At 61.4% G+C, this 18,642-nt stretch carries 21 protein-coding genes and 1 tRNA gene; 11 read left to right on the forward strand and 11 right to left on the reverse strand.

The window, feature by feature from the left end; genetic code table 11:
- Positions 1-180 precede the first annotated feature (180 nt).
- On the reverse strand, positions 181-447 hold the full coding sequence (gene rpsT / locus BLR31_RS02930; protein WP_090591202.1) for a 30S ribosomal protein S20: 267 nt from the start codon (positions 445-447) through the stop codon (positions 181-183).
- Between the two features lie 200 nt (positions 448-647).
- Entirely contained in the window at positions 648-1,511 is an 864-nt protein-coding gene (gene mutM, locus BLR31_RS02935) for a bifunctional DNA-formamidopyrimidine glycosylase/DNA-(apurinic or apyrimidinic site) lyase (RefSeq protein ID WP_090592082.1), read from the reverse strand.
- Positions 1,512-1,638: 127 nt separating this feature from the next.
- Between mutM and ubiE the strand changes: the two genes are divergently transcribed.
- The 7 genes from ubiE (at position 1,639) to BLR31_RS02970 (ending at position 7,711) form a co-directional block, all read left to right on the forward strand.
- Entirely contained in the window at positions 1,639-2,403 is a 765-nt protein-coding gene (gene ubiE / locus BLR31_RS02940) for a bifunctional demethylmenaquinone methyltransferase/2-methoxy-6-polyprenyl-1,4-benzoquinol methylase UbiE (RefSeq protein ID WP_090591205.1), read from the forward strand.
- A gap of 2 nt (positions 2,404-2,405) precedes the next feature.
- Entirely contained in the window at positions 2,406-3,953 is a 1,548-nt protein-coding gene (gene ubiB, locus BLR31_RS02945; protein WP_090591209.1) for a 2-polyprenylphenol 6-hydroxylase, read from the forward strand.
- The gene (gene coaBC, locus BLR31_RS02950; RefSeq protein WP_176762476.1) at positions 3,950-5,173 is read left to right on the forward strand and encodes a bifunctional phosphopantothenoylcysteine decarboxylase/phosphopantothenate--cysteine ligase CoaBC; all 1,224 of its coding nucleotides are present in this window, start codon (positions 3,950-3,952) and stop codon (positions 5,171-5,173) included. The genes ubiB and coaBC overlap by 4 nt, the downstream gene beginning before the upstream one ends.
- 64 nt (positions 5,174-5,237) lie before the next feature.
- Positions 5,238-5,831, forward strand: a complete 594-nt coding sequence (locus tag BLR31_RS02955) for a hypothetical protein (RefSeq protein ID WP_090591216.1) — start codon at positions 5,238-5,240, stop codon at positions 5,829-5,831.
- A 6-nt stretch (positions 5,832-5,837) separates the two neighbouring features.
- Positions 5,838-6,287: a dUTP diphosphatase gene (gene dut / locus BLR31_RS02960; RefSeq protein ID WP_090591220.1), complete on the forward strand. Its 450-nt coding sequence runs from the start codon at positions 5,838-5,840 to the stop codon at positions 6,285-6,287.
- The gene (locus BLR31_RS02965) at positions 6,250-6,969 is read left to right on the forward strand and encodes a DUF2259 domain-containing protein (RefSeq protein ID WP_176762477.1); all 720 of its coding nucleotides are present in this window, start codon (positions 6,250-6,252) and stop codon (positions 6,967-6,969) included. Before dut ends, BLR31_RS02965 begins: the two co-directional genes overlap by 38 nt.
- A 1-nt stretch (position 6,970) precedes the next feature.
- Complete coding sequence (locus BLR31_RS02970; RefSeq protein WP_090591227.1) at positions 6,971-7,711, forward strand: HesA/MoeB/ThiF family protein; 741 nt, start codon at positions 6,971-6,973, stop codon at positions 7,709-7,711.
- Between the two features lie 149 nt (positions 7,712-7,860).
- Here BLR31_RS02970 and fabB read toward each other — a convergent pair whose 3' ends face one another.
- The 9 genes from fabB to BLR31_RS03010 all read right to left on the reverse strand — a co-directional run bounded on the left by fabB (position 7,861) and on the right by BLR31_RS03010 (position 14,657).
- Positions 7,861-9,087, reverse strand: coding sequence for a beta-ketoacyl-ACP synthase I (fabB, locus tag BLR31_RS02975; protein WP_090591231.1), 1,227 nt, complete (start codon positions 9,085-9,087; stop codon positions 7,861-7,863).
- A gap of 98 nt (positions 9,088-9,185) precedes the next feature.
- On the reverse strand, positions 9,186-9,701 hold the full coding sequence (gene fabA / locus BLR31_RS02980; RefSeq protein ID WP_090591234.1) for a 3-hydroxyacyl-[acyl-carrier-protein] dehydratase FabA: 516 nt from the start codon (positions 9,699-9,701) through the stop codon (positions 9,186-9,188).
- A 106-nt stretch (positions 9,702-9,807) separates the two neighbouring features.
- Positions 9,808-11,307, reverse strand: coding sequence for an RNA polymerase factor sigma-54 (rpoN, locus tag BLR31_RS02985; protein WP_090591238.1), 1,500 nt, complete (start codon positions 11,305-11,307; stop codon positions 9,808-9,810).
- Positions 11,308-11,420: 113 nt separating this feature from the next.
- Complete coding sequence (gene lptB / locus BLR31_RS02990) at positions 11,421-12,161, reverse strand: LPS export ABC transporter ATP-binding protein (protein ID WP_090591242.1); 741 nt, start codon at positions 12,159-12,161, stop codon at positions 11,421-11,423.
- Positions 12,161-12,673, reverse strand: coding sequence for an LptA/OstA family protein (locus BLR31_RS02995; protein ID WP_176762478.1), 513 nt, complete (start codon positions 12,671-12,673; stop codon positions 12,161-12,163). Before BLR31_RS02995 ends, lptB begins: the two co-directional genes overlap by 1 nt.
- Complete coding sequence (locus BLR31_RS21545) at positions 12,660-13,334, reverse strand: hypothetical protein (protein WP_176762479.1); 675 nt, start codon at positions 13,332-13,334, stop codon at positions 12,660-12,662. The genes BLR31_RS02995 and BLR31_RS21545 overlap by 14 nt, the downstream gene beginning before the upstream one ends.
- A 15-nt stretch (positions 13,335-13,349) precedes the next feature.
- The gene (locus BLR31_RS03000; RefSeq protein WP_090591250.1) at positions 13,350-13,967 is read right to left on the reverse strand and encodes a ribonuclease D; all 618 of its coding nucleotides are present in this window, start codon (positions 13,965-13,967) and stop codon (positions 13,350-13,352) included.
- Between the two features lie 167 nt (positions 13,968-14,134).
- Positions 14,135-14,221 (reverse strand) — tRNA-Leu (locus BLR31_RS03005).
- Between the two features lie 61 nt (positions 14,222-14,282).
- On the reverse strand, positions 14,283-14,657 hold the full coding sequence (locus BLR31_RS03010) for a GFA family protein (protein ID WP_090591253.1): 375 nt from the start codon (positions 14,655-14,657) through the stop codon (positions 14,283-14,285).
- A gap of 165 nt (positions 14,658-14,822) precedes the next feature.
- Here BLR31_RS03010 and BLR31_RS03015 point away from each other — a divergent pair, with 165 nt between their 5' ends.
- The 4 genes from BLR31_RS03015 (at position 14,823) to BLR31_RS03030 (ending at position 18,640) form a co-directional block, all read left to right on the forward strand.
- On the forward strand, positions 14,823-15,803 hold the full coding sequence (locus BLR31_RS03015; RefSeq protein WP_090591256.1) for a complex I NDUFA9 subunit family protein: 981 nt from the start codon (positions 14,823-14,825) through the stop codon (positions 15,801-15,803).
- A 181-nt stretch (positions 15,804-15,984) separates the two neighbouring features.
- Positions 15,985-16,665, forward strand: a complete 681-nt coding sequence (locus BLR31_RS03020; RefSeq protein WP_090591259.1) for a glutathione S-transferase family protein — start codon at positions 15,985-15,987, stop codon at positions 16,663-16,665.
- The gene (gene queG / locus BLR31_RS03025) at positions 16,662-17,777 is read left to right on the forward strand and encodes a tRNA epoxyqueuosine(34) reductase QueG (protein WP_090591263.1); all 1,116 of its coding nucleotides are present in this window, start codon (positions 16,662-16,664) and stop codon (positions 17,775-17,777) included. The genes BLR31_RS03020 and queG overlap by 4 nt, the downstream gene beginning before the upstream one ends.
- Positions 17,765-18,640 (forward strand): SDR family oxidoreductase, encoded by an 876-nt coding sequence (locus BLR31_RS03030; RefSeq protein ID WP_090591267.1) that lies wholly within the window; start codon positions 17,765-17,767, stop codon positions 18,638-18,640. Before queG ends, BLR31_RS03030 begins: the two co-directional genes overlap by 13 nt.
- The last annotated feature ends 2 nt before the right edge of the window (positions 18,641-18,642 follow it).

Below are 18,642 nucleotides of genomic sequence, written 5' to 3' on the forward strand. Positions count from 1 at the left end.
CATCGAATTATTTTTTCCAGGCCGTTAATTTCGCACAGTCAGGACCCGTTCGGGTGACAAAAACGTGACGGAAATGTCACGCGAAATTGCAACACCGATTTAAAGCAAAACGGCCCCCGATCGGGAGCCGTGAAAACTTGTTCTCAACCCTGCCGACCCGAGGGCCGCAATGGGTGAGATTTAGGCGCCGAGTGCCTTGACGCGCTTGGCAAGGCGCGAAACCTTGCGGTCGGCCATGTTCTTGTGGAACACGCCCTTGCCGGCGGCGCGCTGCAGTTCGGGCTGGGCCACGCGCAGGGCTTCTGCTGCGGCCTTCTGGTCACCCGAAGCGATTGCTTCTTCGACCTTGCGCAGGAAGGTGCGGACGCGCGAGCGACGCGCTGTGTTCTTGGCCGTACGGGCTTCGATCTTGCGGGCGGCCTTCTTGGCCGATGGGGTATTTGCCATTTTTAAAATTTCCTCGTGGCGATCTGGAGTGGTGTTTGGAAAAAGCGGGTCCCACTTTTTCGCTTCGACATCGCGACCAGATCTAAAGTTTGCCTTGCGCGCTCGACTCCGAAAATGGCGAGCGCAACCGGAAGGGGCGATCCTGCGACCGCCCGGTGAAGGCCGCTCTATAAGGAGCGCGCTTCAATGAGTCAATCGATCTAGTGCTGGCAGGTCGGGCAAAAGAATGTCGAGCGCCCCGCCTGGACGATCCTTTCGATCACGCCGCCGCACCCTTCTCGTGGGCATGGGTCGCCTTCATGGCCATAAACCGCAAAGCTGTGCTGGAAATAGCCGGGCTTGCCATCGGCATTGGCAAAGTCTCGCAAAGTCGAGCCGCCGGCAGTAATCGCGGCCAGAAGCACCTCGCGGATCGCGACGACAAGTCGACCGATATCGACCTCACTCAAACTGCCGGCCGCGCGTCGCGGATCGATCCCGCTCATAAACAAAGCCTCGCACACATAGATGTTGCCGAGCCCGGCGATGACACGCTGGTCGAGCAGCACGGTCTTGATCGGCCCCTTTTTGCCTTTCATCGCCGCGGCGAGATAGAGCGCGTCAAGCGTATTGCTCAACGGTTCGGGCCCCAGCGGATCGAGATATGGGTTGGCGGCACCCGCTGCAAAAAGGTCCATGAACCCGAACCGGCGCGGATCGCTATAAGATAGACTCACGCGCCCGCGCGAGGGATGGATCAGCTCTGCCCGCATGTGAACATGCTTGCCGCTCTGGTCACCAGGGTTGAGCCGGCTCGGTTCCTCCATCGCTTCATCATTGACGATAAAGGCGCCTGTCATGCCCAGATGCGACAGCCACACACCGCCATCCGACAGCGTCGCGACAAGATATTTCGCCCGCCGGCCCAGATGGGCGATCGTCTGTCCCTCTAACCGCTTGGCGAACCCTTTTGGAAATGGAAAGCGAAGGTCGGGGCGGTTGAGCGTGACGCTTTTGATCGTCGCACCTTCGATGAAGGGCGAGAGGCCGCGTCGTACGGTTTCGACTTCGGGCAGTTCGGGCATGATGACCACTTTACGTCGGGCACTGTGGAGCCATGTGCGACAGGCTTGCGCTTGCGTTATAAGCGCCCCAAGCCCATAACCGGCAAGCTGTAATCGGAAAGCGTTATCGCAAACAAGAGAGGCGTCGATGACCCAGACCGCTGAGACCACTCATTTCGGCACGAGGACCGTCCCGCTCGGCGAAAAGCAGAGCCTTGTCAATGATGTGTTCCACAAGGTCGCGTCCCGCTATGATCTGATGAACGATCTGATGAGCGGTGGGATCCACAGGCTCTGGAAGGACCAGATGGTCGCCCGTCTTGCGCCCCCGCGCGGTGGTGCGCGCGACTATACCGTCCTCGACATGGCCGGCGGCACCGGCGATGTCGCCATGCGCATTCTCGATGCCAGCCACGGCTTTGCCAAGGTGACCGTCTCCGACATCAACGCCGATATGCTTGCTGTCGGCGCCGAGCGCGCCAAGTCCTGGCGCTACCCCGCCAATGTCGATTTCGTCGAAGCCAACGCCGAAGACCTGCCGTTTGAAGACGCCAGTTTTGACGCCTATACGATAGCCTTTGGCATCCGGAACGTGCCCCGCATCGATAAGGCACTCAGCGAAGCGCATCGGGTCTTGAAGCGCGGCGGCCGCCTTCTGGTTCTTGAATTTTCCAAGGTCGATATGCCGGTTCTCGATAAGGTCTATGACCTTTTTTCCGATCACCTCATCCCACCCATGGGCAAGATGGTGACCGGCGACGCCGAGCCCTATCGCTATCTCGTGGAATCGATCCGCAACTTCCCTGAGCCACAGGCTTTCTCGACGATGATCGAAGCCGCAGGCTTCAAGCGTGTCACCCACACCGCCATGAGCGGCAATATCGCGGCCCTGCATGGGGGCTGGAAGCTCTGAGCATGGGTGTGGCGACCTATATTCGTCTCGCTCGCGCGGGCTATGTTCTGGCGCGGGAAGGAGCCTTTTCGCTAGCCGAGGGCCAGCCCATTCCGCCATCGGCCAGGCTGCTGGTCGGTCTTGCACGGCTGATCGAAAAACGTGATGTGCGCAAGACCGGGCGTGTCACGCGCCTTGCCAATGCGCTGACGCGCCTCGGCCCTGTCTATGTCAAGCTCGGCCAGGTCCTCGCCACCCGTCGCGACGTGATTGGGTTCGAAGTGGCCTCCGATCTGGCAACGCTTCAGGACGCGCTTCCCCCCTTCGATGCCAAGCTCGTACCCGGCCTTCTGGCCGAGGCGCTAGGCCCCAATGCCGATCGCTTGACCGACATTTCCCCACCCTTGGCCGCGGCATCGATTGCCCAAGTGCATAAGGCAGTTCTGCAGACCCCATCCGGGCCCAAGACTGTCGCCATCAAGCTCTTGCGCCCCGGCATCAAGGAGCGCTTTGCCAGCGATCTGGATGGCCTTTACGCGCTGGCTGGGGTTGCCGAACGGTTCCTGCCATCGGCGAAGCGGTTCAATGGCCGCATGGTCGTCGATGCCCTGGCCCGGTCCGCGCAGCTCGAAATGGATCTGCGCATGGAAGCGGCGGCCATTTCCGAGCTTGGCGAAAACCTCAAAGACGATACCGGCTTTGAGGTCCCCGATGTTTATTGGGAGCAGACCGGCCGCTCGGTCCTCACCACGAGCTGGATCGAGGCCATACCGGTGCGCGACACCGACCGCCTCGATGCCGCCGGCATCGATCGCCCCAAGCTCGCGCTCACGCTCATCCGCTCTTTTCTGCTTCAGGCCATTCGCGATGGCTATTTCCACGCCGACATGCACCCGGGCAATCTCTTCGCCGACCCCGCGACGGGTGGCATCATCGCCGTCGATTTCGGCATCATGGGCCGTATCGGCAAGCGCGAGCAGCGCTTTCTGGCCGAAATTCTCTATGGCTTCATCACCCGCGACTACCGACGTGTGGCCGAGCGCCATATCGATATCGGCTATGTCCCCGACACTCACACCATCGACGATTTCGCCCAGGCCATCCGCGCCATCGGCGAACCGCTGGTCGGACGCGGCGCCGATGAAATTTCCATGGCGCGGGTTCTCGCCCAGTTGATCGAGGTGACCGAGCTTTTCGACATGCGGGCACGCCCCGAACTGGTGCTGCTCCAAAAAAACATGGTGCTGGTCGAAGGTACCGCCCGCATTCTCGATCCCCAGTTCAACATGTGGACCGCCGCCGAGCCCGTCGTCACCCAATGGGTCACGCGCGCCATCGGTCCGCAGGGCAAGCTCGACCTGGCCCGAGAGGCCGTGGACGAGGCGGTCGATCTGGTCAAACGCGTGCCCGCTCTCGCCCGTCGCGCCGAGGTGGTCCTGACGCGCATCGAGGCCGACCAGATCCGCCAGACCCGCCGCGACCCATTGATCGAAACCCTCAAATGGGGGACCTTGGCCACAATGGGCCTGGCGATCATCGCCCTGGTCATCAACATTGCGGGGGCGCTGTGACCCTATCCGGCAAGCACATTCTTCTCGTTATTTCAGGCGGCATCGCCGCTTATAAATCCATCCAGCTGATCCGCCTGATCCAGAAGGCCGGCGGAACGGTGCAGGCAATCCTGACCCAAAGCGCCACAGAGTTCGTGACCCCGCTGACCATTTCAACATTGTGCGGCCGCCCGGCGCTGACGGAAATGTTCGATCTCACACAGGAAACCGAGATCGGCCATATCGAACTCTCGCGCTCCGCCGATCTGATCGTCGTCGCTCCCGCTACGGCCCATATTCTGGCCCGCATGGCCAATGGCCTCGCCGACGATCTGGCAACGACCTGTCTTCTGGCCACCGACACCGACATCCTCGCCGCCCCGGCTATGAATGTCCGCATGTGGCAGGCACCCGCAACGGTGCGCAATCTCGAAACCCTCCGCCGCGACGGCGTTAAATTCGTGGGTCCCGATGAGGGCGACATGGCGTGCGGTGAATATGGTCCCGGACGTCTCGCCGAACCAGACGCCATTCTCGATGCCATAACCGATTATTTCGCCCGAGCTGCCGGCCCTCTGCCCCTCGATGGCAAGACGGCGATCGTCACCTCCGGCCCCACCCGCGAGCCCATCGATCCGGTGCGCTACATCTCCAACGCTTCCTCGGGCCGCCAGGGCGTCGCCATTGCCGAAGCCCTCGCCGCACGTGGCGCGCTGGTCAAGTTCGTGACCGGCCCCGCCGAACATGCGCGGCCCAAGGGGTGCCAGATCATTCCGGTCGAGACGGCGCTCGAAATGGAAGCAGCGGTCAATGCCGCCCTCCCCGCCGATATCGCGATCTTTACCGCTGCCGTTGCCGATTGGCGCGTTGCCGAACCTGCCGACGCCAAGCTCAAAAAGGACGCATCGGGCACCCCGCCCGAACTCAGTTTCATCGCCAATCCCGACATCCTCGCCGGCGTCTCCCACCTGCCCGCGGGCGAGCGCCCCGGCCTTGTCATCGGCTTTGCTGCCGAAACGGGCAATCTCTTGACCCACGCTCGCAACAAGCTGGCCCGCAAGGGCTGCGACTGGCTCTTGGCCAATGACGTGAGCCCCGAGAGCGGCGTCTTTGGCGGCACAGATACAGAAATTGTCTTCCTTGATGGCCAGGACGCCGAGGACTGGGGACCGATGAGCAAGGTCGAGGTTGCCGAACGGCTTGCCGAGCGCATCGCCACCCGGCTTGAAGCCCTCACATAGCCGTGCCGCGCTTGCCAGCGCACCCATTTCCCACCACAGTGCGCCGTTCACGGAGACAGTTTTCATGACGCCATCTTCCTTCATCCGCATGGCCGGCGCCGCCGCGCTGACCTTGGCGCTGGGCGCATGCATGGATATCGACATGGAGGTGGATATCCTTTCGGAAACCGAGGCCGAAGCCACCATGGTCACCTCCACGGCCGCCGATATGTACGAGATGATGCAGGCCCAGGCCGTCGAGGGCGACGAAGAATTCTGCGCCGAAGGTGAGATCGTCGCAAATGGCGACATGATCGACTGCACGATGATTCAGTCCGGCCCCTTTGCCGAGCTCGATTTCAATACCGCCGAAGAAGGTGGTCCCTCGATCGAAGCCATCGGCGATGGTCAGGTTCGCGTCACGTTCCCGACCGGTGAATTGGCGGACGCTATGGCCGAAGATACCGGCGCCACCGACGATCCCCAGATGCAGGCGATGATCACGGCGATGTTTGAGGATCGCGCCATCACCATGACCGTGACCGGTGGTCCGATCGTCGACACCAATATGGAGATGGCGGCCGACGGCATGTCCGCGACCTATGAAATCCCCTTCACGACGCTGTTTGAAGGCGATACGGGCCTGCCGCCCGAGCTTTACGCTGTCGTGCAGAAGTAGCGCCCGATGACCGTCAAATTCAAATGGCTCGATCACGGCAAGGGCCTGCCGATGCCTCAGCGCCAGTCGCGGGCCGCAGCCGGCCATGATCTTGCCGCCGCCTTGGACAATGGTGAGGTGCTGGTTCTCTCGCCGGGCACATTCGAAATGGTCCCGTGCGGATTTTCGATCGCCCTGCCCGAGGGGTTTGAGGCGCAGATCCGTCCGCGCTCGGGGCTGGCCGCCAAATTCGGTGTCACCGTGCTCAATACGCCGGGGACGGTGGACGCCGACTATCGCGGCGAGGTCAAGGTGATCTTGATCAATCACGGGTCGGCGCCCTTTGAGATCAGGCGCGGCGACCGCATTGCCCAGATGGTCATCGCGTCGGTCCCCGATCTGGCGCTTGAGGAAGTCATCGATCTCGAGGAGACAGACCGTGGCACTAAGGGATTTGGTTCGACCGGTATTGGCTAGCCTCGCTCTGGGGCTGGCCCTGCCGGCTTTTGCCGGGGACAGCGCCGAGTTCGATGCCATAGGCTATTCCCAGGATCATCGTTATTTCGCCTTCGAACAGTTCGGCATCCAGGATGGCTCGGGCTTTGCCTATGCCGATCTCTTTGTGATCGATCTGGAAACCGACAGCTTCACCGCTGGCTCCCCATTCAGAGTCCGCGTCGATGAGGACAGCTCCAACGTCGCCGACGCTCGTGCCCTGGTGCATGAAGAAGCTGAGACGGCTCTGGACGAGTTCGACATCTCCACCCCCGCCCGGCCCATCGCTTTACGCGGGGATGGCGAACTGGGCGATGACGGGCTGTCGATCACCTATGGCATACCCAGCTATGGTCTCGCGCAGGTCGAGGGCGAGTATGCGCTCAGCCTCGACATCTTCAGGGCGCCCTCCAATCAGGATTGCGAGATCTTTGAGGGCGATCCGATGGGCTTTGCGATGTATCGGGATAGCGACACTGAAATCTATCGCGACGAGCGCGTGCCCACCTCGCGGCGTTGCGTCATCACCTATAAATTCTACGGTATCTTCACGCCCTTCGGATCGTGGGACAATGCGGCGAGCGTAGCGGTATTGTCGGTCTGGTCGCACGGCTTCGAAGGCCCCGATCGCCGGTTCCTCGCCGTACCCGTGGGCGAGCGCTGAGATGGCGCTGACGCCAGCCCAGTCCGCACGCTATGCCCGCCATATCGTCCTGAAAGATCTCGGCGGCAGCGGACAGCAAAAGCTCAGTGCAGCGCACGTGGTGATCGTGGGGGCCGGTGGCCTTGGAGCCCCGGTGATCGCCTATCTGGCCGGCGCCGGTATCGGGAGGCTGACGATCATCGACCCCGATAGCGTCTCGATCTCGAATCTTGCCCGCCAGGTGATCTATCAGGAAGCCGATCTCGGCCAACCGAAAGTCGAAGCCGCTGCTCGCTTCATCGAAGCCCTCAATCCGGAAATCGTCACCCAGCCCCTCGCCCAGTCGCTCGATGAAAGCAATGTCGGCGCCCTCCTTGCCGGTGCCGATGTGGTGATCGAAGGAACCGACAGCTTCCCCGTAAAGCGCCTCGTGGCCGCGAGCTGTCTCGACGCGAAAATCCCTCTGGTGATGGGCGCCTTGGGACCATTCGACGGCTCGCTGACCGTCTTTGCGCCGTTTCGCGCCCGCCGGAGCGGTGGCGATTATCCGCGCTTTGAAGCGCTCTACCCCCGCGATCCGCGCCCCGAAGACAGCCCGCCCTGCGAACTGGTCGGCGTCCTCAACGTCCTTCCCGGCATCGTCGGTACCATGATGGCCAATGAGGCCATCAAATGGATCGCCGGCTATGGCGAACCCTTGCTGGGCAAGCTTTTGATCTACTCCGCCCGCACCGGCGAAAGCCGCGTCATGAGCTATCGGTGATTGGGCGCTTGCTGAATGCGATTTGCCCTATTGGACGAGCATAGCGGGGACCTCGACCGACGTTTCGGCCGCCCCGTCGGAGGTACAGCTTAGGGCATAGGCGCGGTTAGCGCCGTCATGCCCGTTGCGGTACGCGCCGTGAGCCGGACCTAAGCATCCATGTGCTTGAAAACGAGGCTCGCATTGGTCCCGCCGAACCCGAAGCTGTTCGAGAGCACGATGCCCAGATCCACATTGTCGCGCCGCTGGCGCAGGATGGGCATGTCCTCGAATTCGGGGTCGAGCGTTTCGATATTGGCGCTCTCGCAGATGAACCGGTTCTGCATCATCAACAGCGAATAGATGCATTCCTGAACGCCTGTTGCGCCAAGCGAGTGCCCGGTCAGCGATTTAGTCGCCGACAAGGGTGGGCACTTGTCTTCATTGCCAAAGACGGCGCGCAGGGCTTCGATTTCCTTGCGGTCACCGACCGGTGTCGAGGTCGCATGGGGGTTGATGTAGTCGACCTTACCCTTGACCGTTTCGAGCGCCATGTTCATGCAGCGGATCGCGCCTTCGCCCGATGGCGCCACCATGTCATAGCCGTCCGAAGTCGCGCCATAGCCGATCAATTCGGCAATAATGTTCGCGCCGCGCGCCTTGGCGTGCTCGTATTCTTCCAGCACCAGGACGCCCGCACCGCCGGCGATGACGAAACCGTCGCGGTCCTTGTCATAGGCGCGGGAGGCTTTGGATGGCGTGTCGTTGAAGTTCGAGCTCATCGCGCCCATGGCGTCGAACAGGTTCGACATCGACCAGTCGAGATCTTCGTGCCCGCCCGCAAAGACGATGTCCTGCTTGCCGAGCTGGATCTGTTCGTACGCGTTGCCGATGCAATGCTTTGACGTCGCGCACGCCGACGAGATCGAATAATTGACGCCCAGGATACCATAGATCGTGGCCAGTGTTGCCGACGCCGTCGAGCTCATGGCTTTGGGTACCGCAAGCGGCCCGATGCGCTTGGGGCTCTTCTTTTCGCGGGTGATGTCGGCGGCTTCGACGACGGCGCGCGTCGACGGTCCGCCCGAACCCATGACGATCCCGGTGCGCGGGTTCTTGATGTCCTTGTCTTCAAGCCCCGACATCTTCAGCGCTTCGGCCATGGCGATATAGTTCCAGGCAGCGCCCTTGGCCATGAACCGCGTCGTACGGCGATCCAGCACTTCGAAGGGGTCGAGATTGGGGGCGCCGTGCACCTGGCACCGGAAGCCCAGATCGACATAATCCTGAGCCGTGGTTATGCCCGGACGCGCCAGTTTCAGGCTCTCGAGCACCTCGTCGAGATTGTTCCCGATTGAGGACACGATCCCCATGCCGGTGACGACAACGCGCTTCATATCTGCCTCTTGGTCTCTCTTGGTCTTGTCTTATCGCGAGATCGAACCGAAAAAGTCTGCGACGTTTTCTGATCCCGCTCTACGGATGAATGCGCGTTTTAAAGCGCGCCCATGTCCGTAAAAAGGCCGACTCGCAAATCCTTGGCCTCATAAATGGTCTTGCCATCGGCTTTTACAAAGCCGTCGGCGATCCCCAGCGTCAATCGCGAACGCATGACCCGCTTGATGTCGATGCCGTATTCGACGAGTTTGACGTCGTTGGTAATCTGACCTGTGAACTTGATTTCACCCGCCAGCGCGCGACCCCGCCCGGGCGAGCCGCCCCAGCCCAGGAAAAACCCGGTCATCTGCCACAGCGCATCAAGCCCAAGGCATCCCGGCATCACCGGATCGCCATGGAAGTGGCACGAAAAGAACCAAAGGTCGGGCGTCACGTCCAGCTCTGCGCGCACCATGCCCTTGCCATGCGGCCCGGAGGTGTCGTCGATCTGAGTAATGCGGTCGAACATGAGCATGGGCGGGAGCGGCAACTGCGCGTTTCCCGGTCCGAATAACTCACCGCGCCCACAGGCCAGCAACTGGTCGTAATCGTAAGAATGGGCGCGGTCGGCCATGGACTCCCCTCAAAGCGGTCAAAGTCTGTGTAGAAGGCATTTGCCTGAGGGGTCAATAGACCATTTGGCGGCGATTGCGCCATTTGGAACTTGCGCGCGCCGGCGTTTAAGCCATCTGCGCCTTCTTCTGGCGCCGGCGCACCACAGAAGAGGCGATTCCCATCCCCTCGCGATATTTGGCGACGGTGCGGCGCGCGACGTCGATGCCCTGCTCGCCCTTGAGCATTTCGGCGATCGTATCGTCCGAGAGAATGGCGCTAGGCTTTTCAGCATCGATCAATTGCCGGATCCGGTGACGTACGGCTTCGGCCGAATGATCCTCGCCGCCTGACGAAGAATTGAGCGCGGTGGTGAAGAAATATTTCATTTCGAACAGCCCACGCGGCGTCGAAATATATTTGTTCGCCGTTACCCGGCTGACCGTCGATTCGTGCATCTCGATTTCGGTCGCTACGGTCTTGAGCGTCATTGGCCGGAGATGAGACACGCCGTGGTTCAAAAACCCGTCCTGGAGTTTGACGATTTCGGTCGCCACTTTCAGGATTGTCTGCGCGCGCTGGTCGAGGCTCTTGGTCAGCCAGTTGGCCGTGTTGAGGCAATCGACGAGGAAACTCTTTTCACTCGCATCGCGCGTCTTTTTCGTCACCGAAGCGTAATAGGTCCGGTTGACCAGCACGCGTGGCAAAATTTCGGAATTGAGCTCGATCTGCCAGTCGCCACCCTGCCCGCGCCGCACATAGACGTCGGGAACGACCGCCTGCACCGGTGCCCCGTCGAACGCCCGCCCCGGCTTGGGATCGAGTTCGCGCAATTCGGCCAGCATGTCGAATATGTCTTCCCGATCCGCTCCGATCCGCCGCCCGAGCGTTACGAGGTCATGGCTGGCCACGAGATCGAGATTGTCGAGCAAGCCCGCCATCATTGGGTCGAGCCGGTTCTTGTCGCGCAACTGGATGGCAAGGCATTCCGGCAGGTCCCGCGCGAAAACCCCGATGGGATCGCACCCCTGAACCCGCGCCAGAACCGCCGAGATCGTTTCTGCGTCAGCCCCCAATTGCTCGGCGATCTGATCGATATCTGCAACCAGATAGCCGCGCTCGTCGAGATTATCGATCAGATTGCGCCCGATGATCCGCTCGATAGGGTCCTTGAGGATCAGATTGACCTGTTCGGCCAAATGTTCGGCCAGCGAAATCTGCGCGGAGACATATTGATCGATATCGGGCACTTCCGCACCCATCGGCCCGCTCTTGCCTTCGGGCCAGGAACTCGATTGGCTGAGCGAATCCTGCCCCGACTGTTCGGGAAAGACGTTTGCCACATCGGTATCGAAACTGTCTGCGATCGTCGTCGCGCTGCCCAGATGGTCTGAATGATCAACGACATCGCGATAAGGATCGATTTCTTCGGCCCGTTCGCGCTCCATCGGCGTATCGCCGTCCGGCGCGTCCTCGCGCTCAAGCAGCGGATTGCGCATCATTTCGGCGTCTACGAACGCGCTCAACTCGAGATGGCTCAATTGCAACAGCCGGATCGACGCCATCAATTGTGGCGTCAGGGTCAGACTTTGGGTCTGCCGAACATCGAGCCGTGGCGAAAGCGCCATACCGAGAAGATCCCCCTGTGAAACGAAGCGGTCCCATGCGCTTCGTGGCGGAACCTAACCAGTTTTTCCGGGGGCGACAAGCGGGCTATACAATTTCCGTGCCAGTCGGCAGGCTACATCGAAAAACTTTCACCCAAATAGACGCGGCGTGCGTCGGGGTCGGCCATGATGGTTTCGGGCCGGCCCTGGATCATCACCTTGCCCCCATGGATCAGATAGGCGCGGTCGACGAGCCCGAAGGTTTCGCGCACCTGATGGTCGGTGATCAACACCCCGATCCCGCGCGCCGTCAATTGCCGCACCAGCGCCTGGATATCGGCAACGGCGATCGGATCGACGCCTGCGAAGGGCTCGTCGAGCAGCATGAATTTGGGATCGGCCGCCAGCGCGCGGGCAATTTCAACGCGTCGCCGCTCGCCCCCCGACAGCGCAAGCGCATCGGAATCGCGCAAATGCGAGACGGAAAATTCCTCGAGCAGTTCATCGAGCCGCGCATTGCGTTCCGCGCGGTTCTTGATGTGGCCCTCGAGCACGGCCAGCACATTGTCCTTGACCGTCAGTCCACGAAAAATCGAGGCTTCCTGCGGCAGATAGCCAATCCCCAGACGCCCGCGCTGATAGAGCGGCAGATGGGTGATCGGCAGCCCGTCGAGCAGCACCTGTCCGCCATCGGGCCGCACCAGCCCCATGATCATTGTAAAGACCGTGGTCTTGCCCGCGCCGTTCGGCCCGAGCAGGCCAACGGCTTCGCCGCGCCGCACCGCGATCGAAACATCGCGCACCACGGCGCGTTTCTTGAAGCTCTTGGCAAGACCATGGGCAACGAGCCAGCCGGTCTGATCGATACCCGCCATCAGCCCCCCGGGGTGAAGGTCGATTGCACCCGCCCGCCACCGCCACCCTCGGATGAGAACGACGAGGTACCGGCCCGTGTGTCGATCACCAGCCGCTGGGCATTGACGGTCCCGCTGGCATTGACCACCACCACGTCCCCGGTGAACGTCAGGACGCGCGAGCCGAAATCATAAAATGCCTGGTTGCCTTCGACCGTCTGATCGTCGAATTCCATAAACACCCGCCCGCCCGAAGCGGTGAAGCTTTCGAGGTCGGACGGTCCGCCCTCGCCATAAACAGTGCGCAACTCTGGTGCTGTCAGCCGCATCGTGCCCTGGGTGATTTCGACATTGCCGGTAAAGAGCGCCGTCGATTCGTTTTCGTCGACATCGAGATTGTCGGCAGTGACGTTGACCTGCTCATCGGCGCTCTCGGCCAATCCTCCGAACCCGGCCGGATCGGAAACTGTCGTCTGCGCAAAGGCGGGGGCACCCAGCAATAAGGCGGCGACAAACACACTAGTTCTCAGCATCGGGCGCCTCCACGGCAAAGGGATCACGTTCGGCTCCGCTATCGTCCTGCGGCACCATGTCGAGCGAAACGCGGGTAAACTGCCAGCGGGCAGCGTCAATATCGTGAACCATCGTATCGGCAACAAGTTGCGCGCCGCTATCGAAATTGAACCGGATGGGCCCATCGGATGTGATCATCTGATTGGGCCAATCGACCTCGACCCCGGCCAGAATGCCGCGCGCGCCGGTCGAATCCGACACCGCGACATCCTCATTGGACGTCAGATATTCGGTGCTCATCGTCCAGGTCGCTGTCGTAAATTCGACCTCGGCTTCATAGCCTGCATTGCCGGCCAGATCGATGCGCAGCCCGAAGAGATCGACGGTATCGAGATCCCCGACCCGGGTTTCGGCCCGGTCCGACACCATTGCGTAATTCGTGCCCGTCGCCGTACGGCCCTCAAAGGTCGGGCCATCGATCACCAGCGTATCGTTTTCGAGCCGTATCCCTTCAATGGGAATCGCATCGGCGGCCATCGACAAAGCCAGTTGAATGGCCGGCACCGCAAGGATCAACAGCCCGCCGACCGGCACCACCCAGCGCAGCATAGCAACGCGCCGGTTGTGCCCGGCAAAACGCTTGTAGGTTTCAAGCCTGACGCTGGCCGTCGGCGGGGTCACGACGCGTGTCCGATCCTAGCTGTGCGCGAAAATGTCGATCTCGGGCCAGCCGGCCAGATCGAGTTTCGTGCGCGTGGGCAGGAAGTCAAAGCACGCCTTGGCCATCTCCATCCGGGCTTCACGGCCAAGCATGCGATCGAGATGGCGGCGCAGATCGTGAAGATAGAGAACGTCCGAGGCTGCATAATCGAGCTGTGCCTGGCTCAGCGTTTCCGCGCCCCAGTCCGACGATTGCTGCTGCTTGCTCATATCGACGTTCAACAGTTCGCGCGAAAGATCTTTCAGCCCGTGCCGGTCGGTATAGGTCCGCACGAGTTTTGAGGCGATCTTGGTGCAATAGACCGGGGTCGGCATCACGCCAAACGCCGCATAAAGCGCCGCCATGTCGAAACGCGCGAAATGAAACAGCTTGGTTTTGCTCTCGTCCGCCAGAAGCGCCTTGAGATTGGGGGCGTCGGTCTGGCCGGGCGCGATCTGCACAACATCGGCCGTTCCGTCACCGGGCGAAAGCTGCACAACACACAGCCTGTCGCGTGCCGGGTTGAGCCCCATGGTCTCGGTATCGATCGCCACTTGCCGGCCGGAATAGCGGGAGAGATCGGGCAGATCGCCCTTGTGCAGTCGAACGCTCATCGTGGTCCTGTCTTTAAGGCCGGCACAACCGGATGGAGAAAAACAAAGGCGAGCGTGTGGCCACGCCACAGCAACCGCCAGGGTCAGGCGTTGATGCCACAGGAGCACGCGCGCTGCAAAGGCCAAAGCCCGCACAAGGCGACAATCGCTTAAAATCTAAGGGGGGATGGTGCCCAGAAGAAGACTCGAACTTCCACTTCCTTTCGGAAACTAGCACCTGAAGCTAGCGCGTCTACCAATTCCGCCATCTGGGCAACGGGGGCAGGCAATAGAGCGCGCCAAACCCTTTGTCAATGCACTCCGGAACGAGCGCTGCTAGAAATCGGCGCCGTTGAAATGGGTGATGGCGTTCTTGTCGTACACAGCGCCCTCGAGGCAATGGACATTGACCACATACATTGCGTTTCCGTCCCGATCGGCGCCCTGTGCGAACGGCTCGATCCCGCATTCTGGACAGAAATTATGCGCGATCGTATGCGAGTTGAATCGAAACGTCTTGAGCGTGTCAGCGCCGCGCAGCAACGTAAAGTCCGAGCCCGCGACCGACGCCATCACCGCGTTGAGCCGCCTACAGCGCGAACAATTGCACTGGAAGGGCGCATCGAGCGCCAAAGTCGCCCGAAAGGCAATGGCGCCGCATTGGCAACTGCCCTCGTAACTGGCCTTCTCACTCTTGTCTGTCGTCGTCATCGCACTCACCTCATTTTTGAGAACAAAAATAGAACAAACTTTTGCGTTGAGTCAATTCCGATGTGCGCATGAATTCCTCGCTCCCGCAAACCGATTGCCAATGCGAGCGCACTGGGGCTAGAACGGGCCAAATCCCTTTACTGCGACCCCACGGGAGCGATTTTAATGACGGTCAAGACCCGGAAACTGGCAACCATCTTCGGCGGCTCGGGCTTTGTCGGCACGCAATTGACACAGGAGCTGGCCCGTCGCGGTTATTCGGTGCGCGTTGCCGTGCGCCGCCCCGACTTGGCCGGCGATGTGCGCATGTTCGGCTTTCCAGGCCAGATCCAGCCCATCCAGGCCAATCTCCGCTATCCTGAATCCGTTGCGGCCGCTGTGCGCGGCGCTGACGTGGTCATCAACCTCGTCGGCATCCTCTTTGAAAAGGGCAAGCAGCGCTTTTCCGCCGTCCAGACGCAAGGGGCGAAAACCGTTGCCGAAGCGGCCCGCGCGGCCGGTGTCGAGCGCCTCGTCCACATGTCGGCCATCGGTGCCGATCCCCAATCGCCCTCCGCCTATGCCCGCGCCAAGGCGCTGGGCGAAGCGGAAGTGAAAAAAGCTTTTCCGAGCGCCATAATCATCCGCCCCTCGCTGATTTTTGGTCAGCACGACGGGTTCTTCAACATGTTCGGCACGCTGGCCCGCATGTCGCCGGTTATGCCGGTGATCGGGGGCAAGACCCGCTTCCAGCCCATCTATGTTGGCGATGTCGCCGAAGCCATTGCCAAGGCCGTCGACGGCGAAGTGAGCCCGGGTAAGACCTATGAACTGGGCGGCCCCGAAATTCTCACCATGGACGAGATCATCGATCGCGTCCTCGAGGAAACCCGTCGCAAGCGGCTCAAGCTCCCCCTGCCGTTCGCTCTGGCAAAACCTCTCGCCAGCGTCATGTCGATTCTGCCCAAGCCCATGCTCACCCCCGATCAGGTCGTCCAGCTCGGCATCGACAACGTCGTCTCCGAAGAGGCGAAAAAGCAAAAGCGCACGCTCGAAGCCTTCGCCATCGCGCCCACCACGCTCGATGCGGTTCTGCCCACCTATATGTGGCGGTTCAGAAAGCATGGCGAGTTCGACCGCCATACAAATCCATTGACCGGCAACTGAAGACGCAGAAGGTTGGGTTAACATTGCGTTGACCGATTAACCCGAAACTGCGGCAAACGCTCTGCCAAGGGCACAAAAACACCTTGATTGACCGCCAGTTTGCGCGGCCTATTGTATGGGCTCTCCCGCGTTTGCGGCGCGGGACAGTCAAATCCTTGCGCATCGCTAATTCGATTGGTCCATGCCCCAGCTTTTGCACCACAAGCTCGATCCCGCCTCGCGCCTCGTTCGCCTGATGTTTGCCGAATACGGCATCGAGGTGGAACTGGTGGATGTTGCGCCCTGGCGCCGCGATCCCGATTTCCTGGAGATCAACCCGGCCGCCACAGTGCCGGTCATGCTCGATGAGCCGTTTCCGCCCGTTGTCGGCCTTCTGGCCTCGATCGCCCATATCGAAGCCAATTTCGGCCCCGACGCCCATATCGAGGCCCTGCTTCCAGAAAACGGCACGCAGCGCAACGAAGTCTGGCGGCTGATCGAATGGGTGATCTTAAAACTCGGCCCCGAGGTCACGTCCTATCTTTTGGAAGAAAAGCTGATCAAACGCGATCTGCGCTCTGGCGCCCCTGAGCCCGCAACGATCCGGATCGCCAAGGCAAACCTTGCCGAGCACCTTGCCTATTTCAACTGGATTTTCGCCACCCGCCGCTGGCTGGCCGGCGATACGCTGACGCTGGCCGATTTCGCCTTGGCCGCCCACATTTCGATCCTCGATTATATGGGCGATATCGCCTGGGAAAAGGCGGGCGAGTTGAAGGATTGGTACGCGCGCATCAAGTCGCGGCCCGCCTTTCGACCGCTCCTGACAGACCGTATCGTGGGCATGCCCGCTTCCTCGACCTATGCGGACCTCGATTTTTGAGCGCAGACGGAAACACTATCGTTTCCGAACTGCGCGCCCGCGCCAAAACCCTGGGTTTCGATAGCGTCGGGATCACGTCGGCCGATGCCCGTCCCGATCTCTCCCAAAAACTCGCTTCCGCGCTCGACCAGCACTGGCACGCCGGCATGGAGTGGATGGAAGAGACGCGCGAGCGCCGCCAGCAGCCCAAAGCGCTCTGGCCCGACGTCAAATCCATCATCATGGTCGGCGCCAATTATGGCCCCGCCGAAAACCCGCTCGATCGGCTCGTGGATAAAAATCTCGCGAATGTCTCGGTCTATGCCCAGATGCGCGACTATCACGAGGTCATCAAAGGGCGTCTGAAAGACCTAGCCGGTTTCCTCGCCCGCCGCACCGGCGCCGAGGTCAAGGTCTTCGTCGATACGGCCCCCGTTATGGAAAAACCCCTCGCCGAAGCCGCGGGGCTGGGCTGGCAGGGCAAGCACACGGTGCTTTTATCGCGAGACGCGGGCTCCTGGCTGTTCCTCGGCGCGATCTTCACCTCCGCCGATCTCCCCGCCGACGCGCCCGAGCCGGAAAAATGCGGCAGTTGCACCCGCTGCCTCGATATCTGCCCGACCAACGCGTTCCCGGCCCCATTCCGCCTCGATGCCCGCAAATGCCTCGCCTATTATTCCGTTGAGCATAAGGGCCAAATTCCGATCGAATTCCGCAAACCGATGGGCAACCGCGTCTTTGGCTGCGACGACTGCCTCGCCGTCTGCCCGTGGAACAAGTTCGCCCGCCAGACCCGCGACGACAAACTTGCCGCGCGCGAAACCATCCGCGATGCGCAGCTCTCCGACATGCTGGCGCTAGACGACCCGGCCTTTCGAGACTTCTTCGCCCAGACCCCGGTCAAGCGCCTCGGCGCGGCGCGCTTTTTGCGCAATTGCCTCGTTGCCGCGGGAAACTCCGGCGATCACACGCATATTCCAGCCGTAAGCCGCGCGCTGGCGCATGAAAGCCCGCTTGTGCGCGGCATGGCGGTCTGGGCCCTACGTCAGCTCGCCGAGCCGGATGAGGCCGCCGGCTACCGGCACCATACGATAGAAACCGATCTCGAGGTGCTCGCCGAATGGAGCCACTAAACCTTTTCGTCTTCGGCGCCGGCTATTCCTCGCGCGCCGCCATCGCCGACCTCAAATCTCGGGGCGCCAAGATCGCCGCGACCACGCGCAGCGCCGATAAGGCCGAGTCGCTGTCGCATGACGGCATCGCCGCGCATATCTTTACCGGCTCGGAACCCGGGCTGACTCTGAAGGGCGCACTCGCCCAAGCCACCCATCTTCTCGTCTCCATCGCCCCCGATGCAGATGGCGATCCCGTTCTTATCCATCATGCCGCCGATATTCTCAAAGCGCCCCGGCTCCTATGGATCGGCTATTATTCAACCATCGGGGTTTATGGCGATGCCGATGGCGCCTGGATCGACGAGAGCGCTCCCACCGAACCCCTTTCGGCGCGCAATCGCTACCGGCTTGACGCCGAAGCCGGCTGGCAGGCATTGGCCGCGCAAAAATCGATCCCCCTCGCCATCCTTCGCCTCGCCGGCATTTACGGACCCGGCCGCTCTCCGTTCGAAAAGCTGCGCGCCGGCACAGCCCGCCGCATCAACAAGCCCGGCCAGGTCTTTAACCGCATCCATGTCGAAGATATCGGAGCGATTACCGCGAAAGCCGCCATGGCCCGCCTCGACGGCATCTTCAACATCTGCGACGACGAGCCCGCCCCGCCCCAGGACGTTATCGCCCACGCCGCGCAACTGATCGGCATGGACCTGCCCCCCGAAATCGATTTCGACACCGCCGACCTCTCGCCCATGGCCCGCACCTTTTACGCCGGCAACCGCCGCGTCTCGAACGCCGCCATCAAATCGGCGCTCGGCTATTCCTTCCGCCATACGACCTATCGCGAAGGCCATGCCGCCATTCTGGCGCAACACCACGATTGACG

Source organism: Pelagibacterium luteolum (genome assembly GCF_900100665.1).
Taxonomy (GTDB): domain Bacteria; phylum Pseudomonadota; class Alphaproteobacteria; order Rhizobiales; family Devosiaceae; genus Pelagibacterium; species Pelagibacterium luteolum.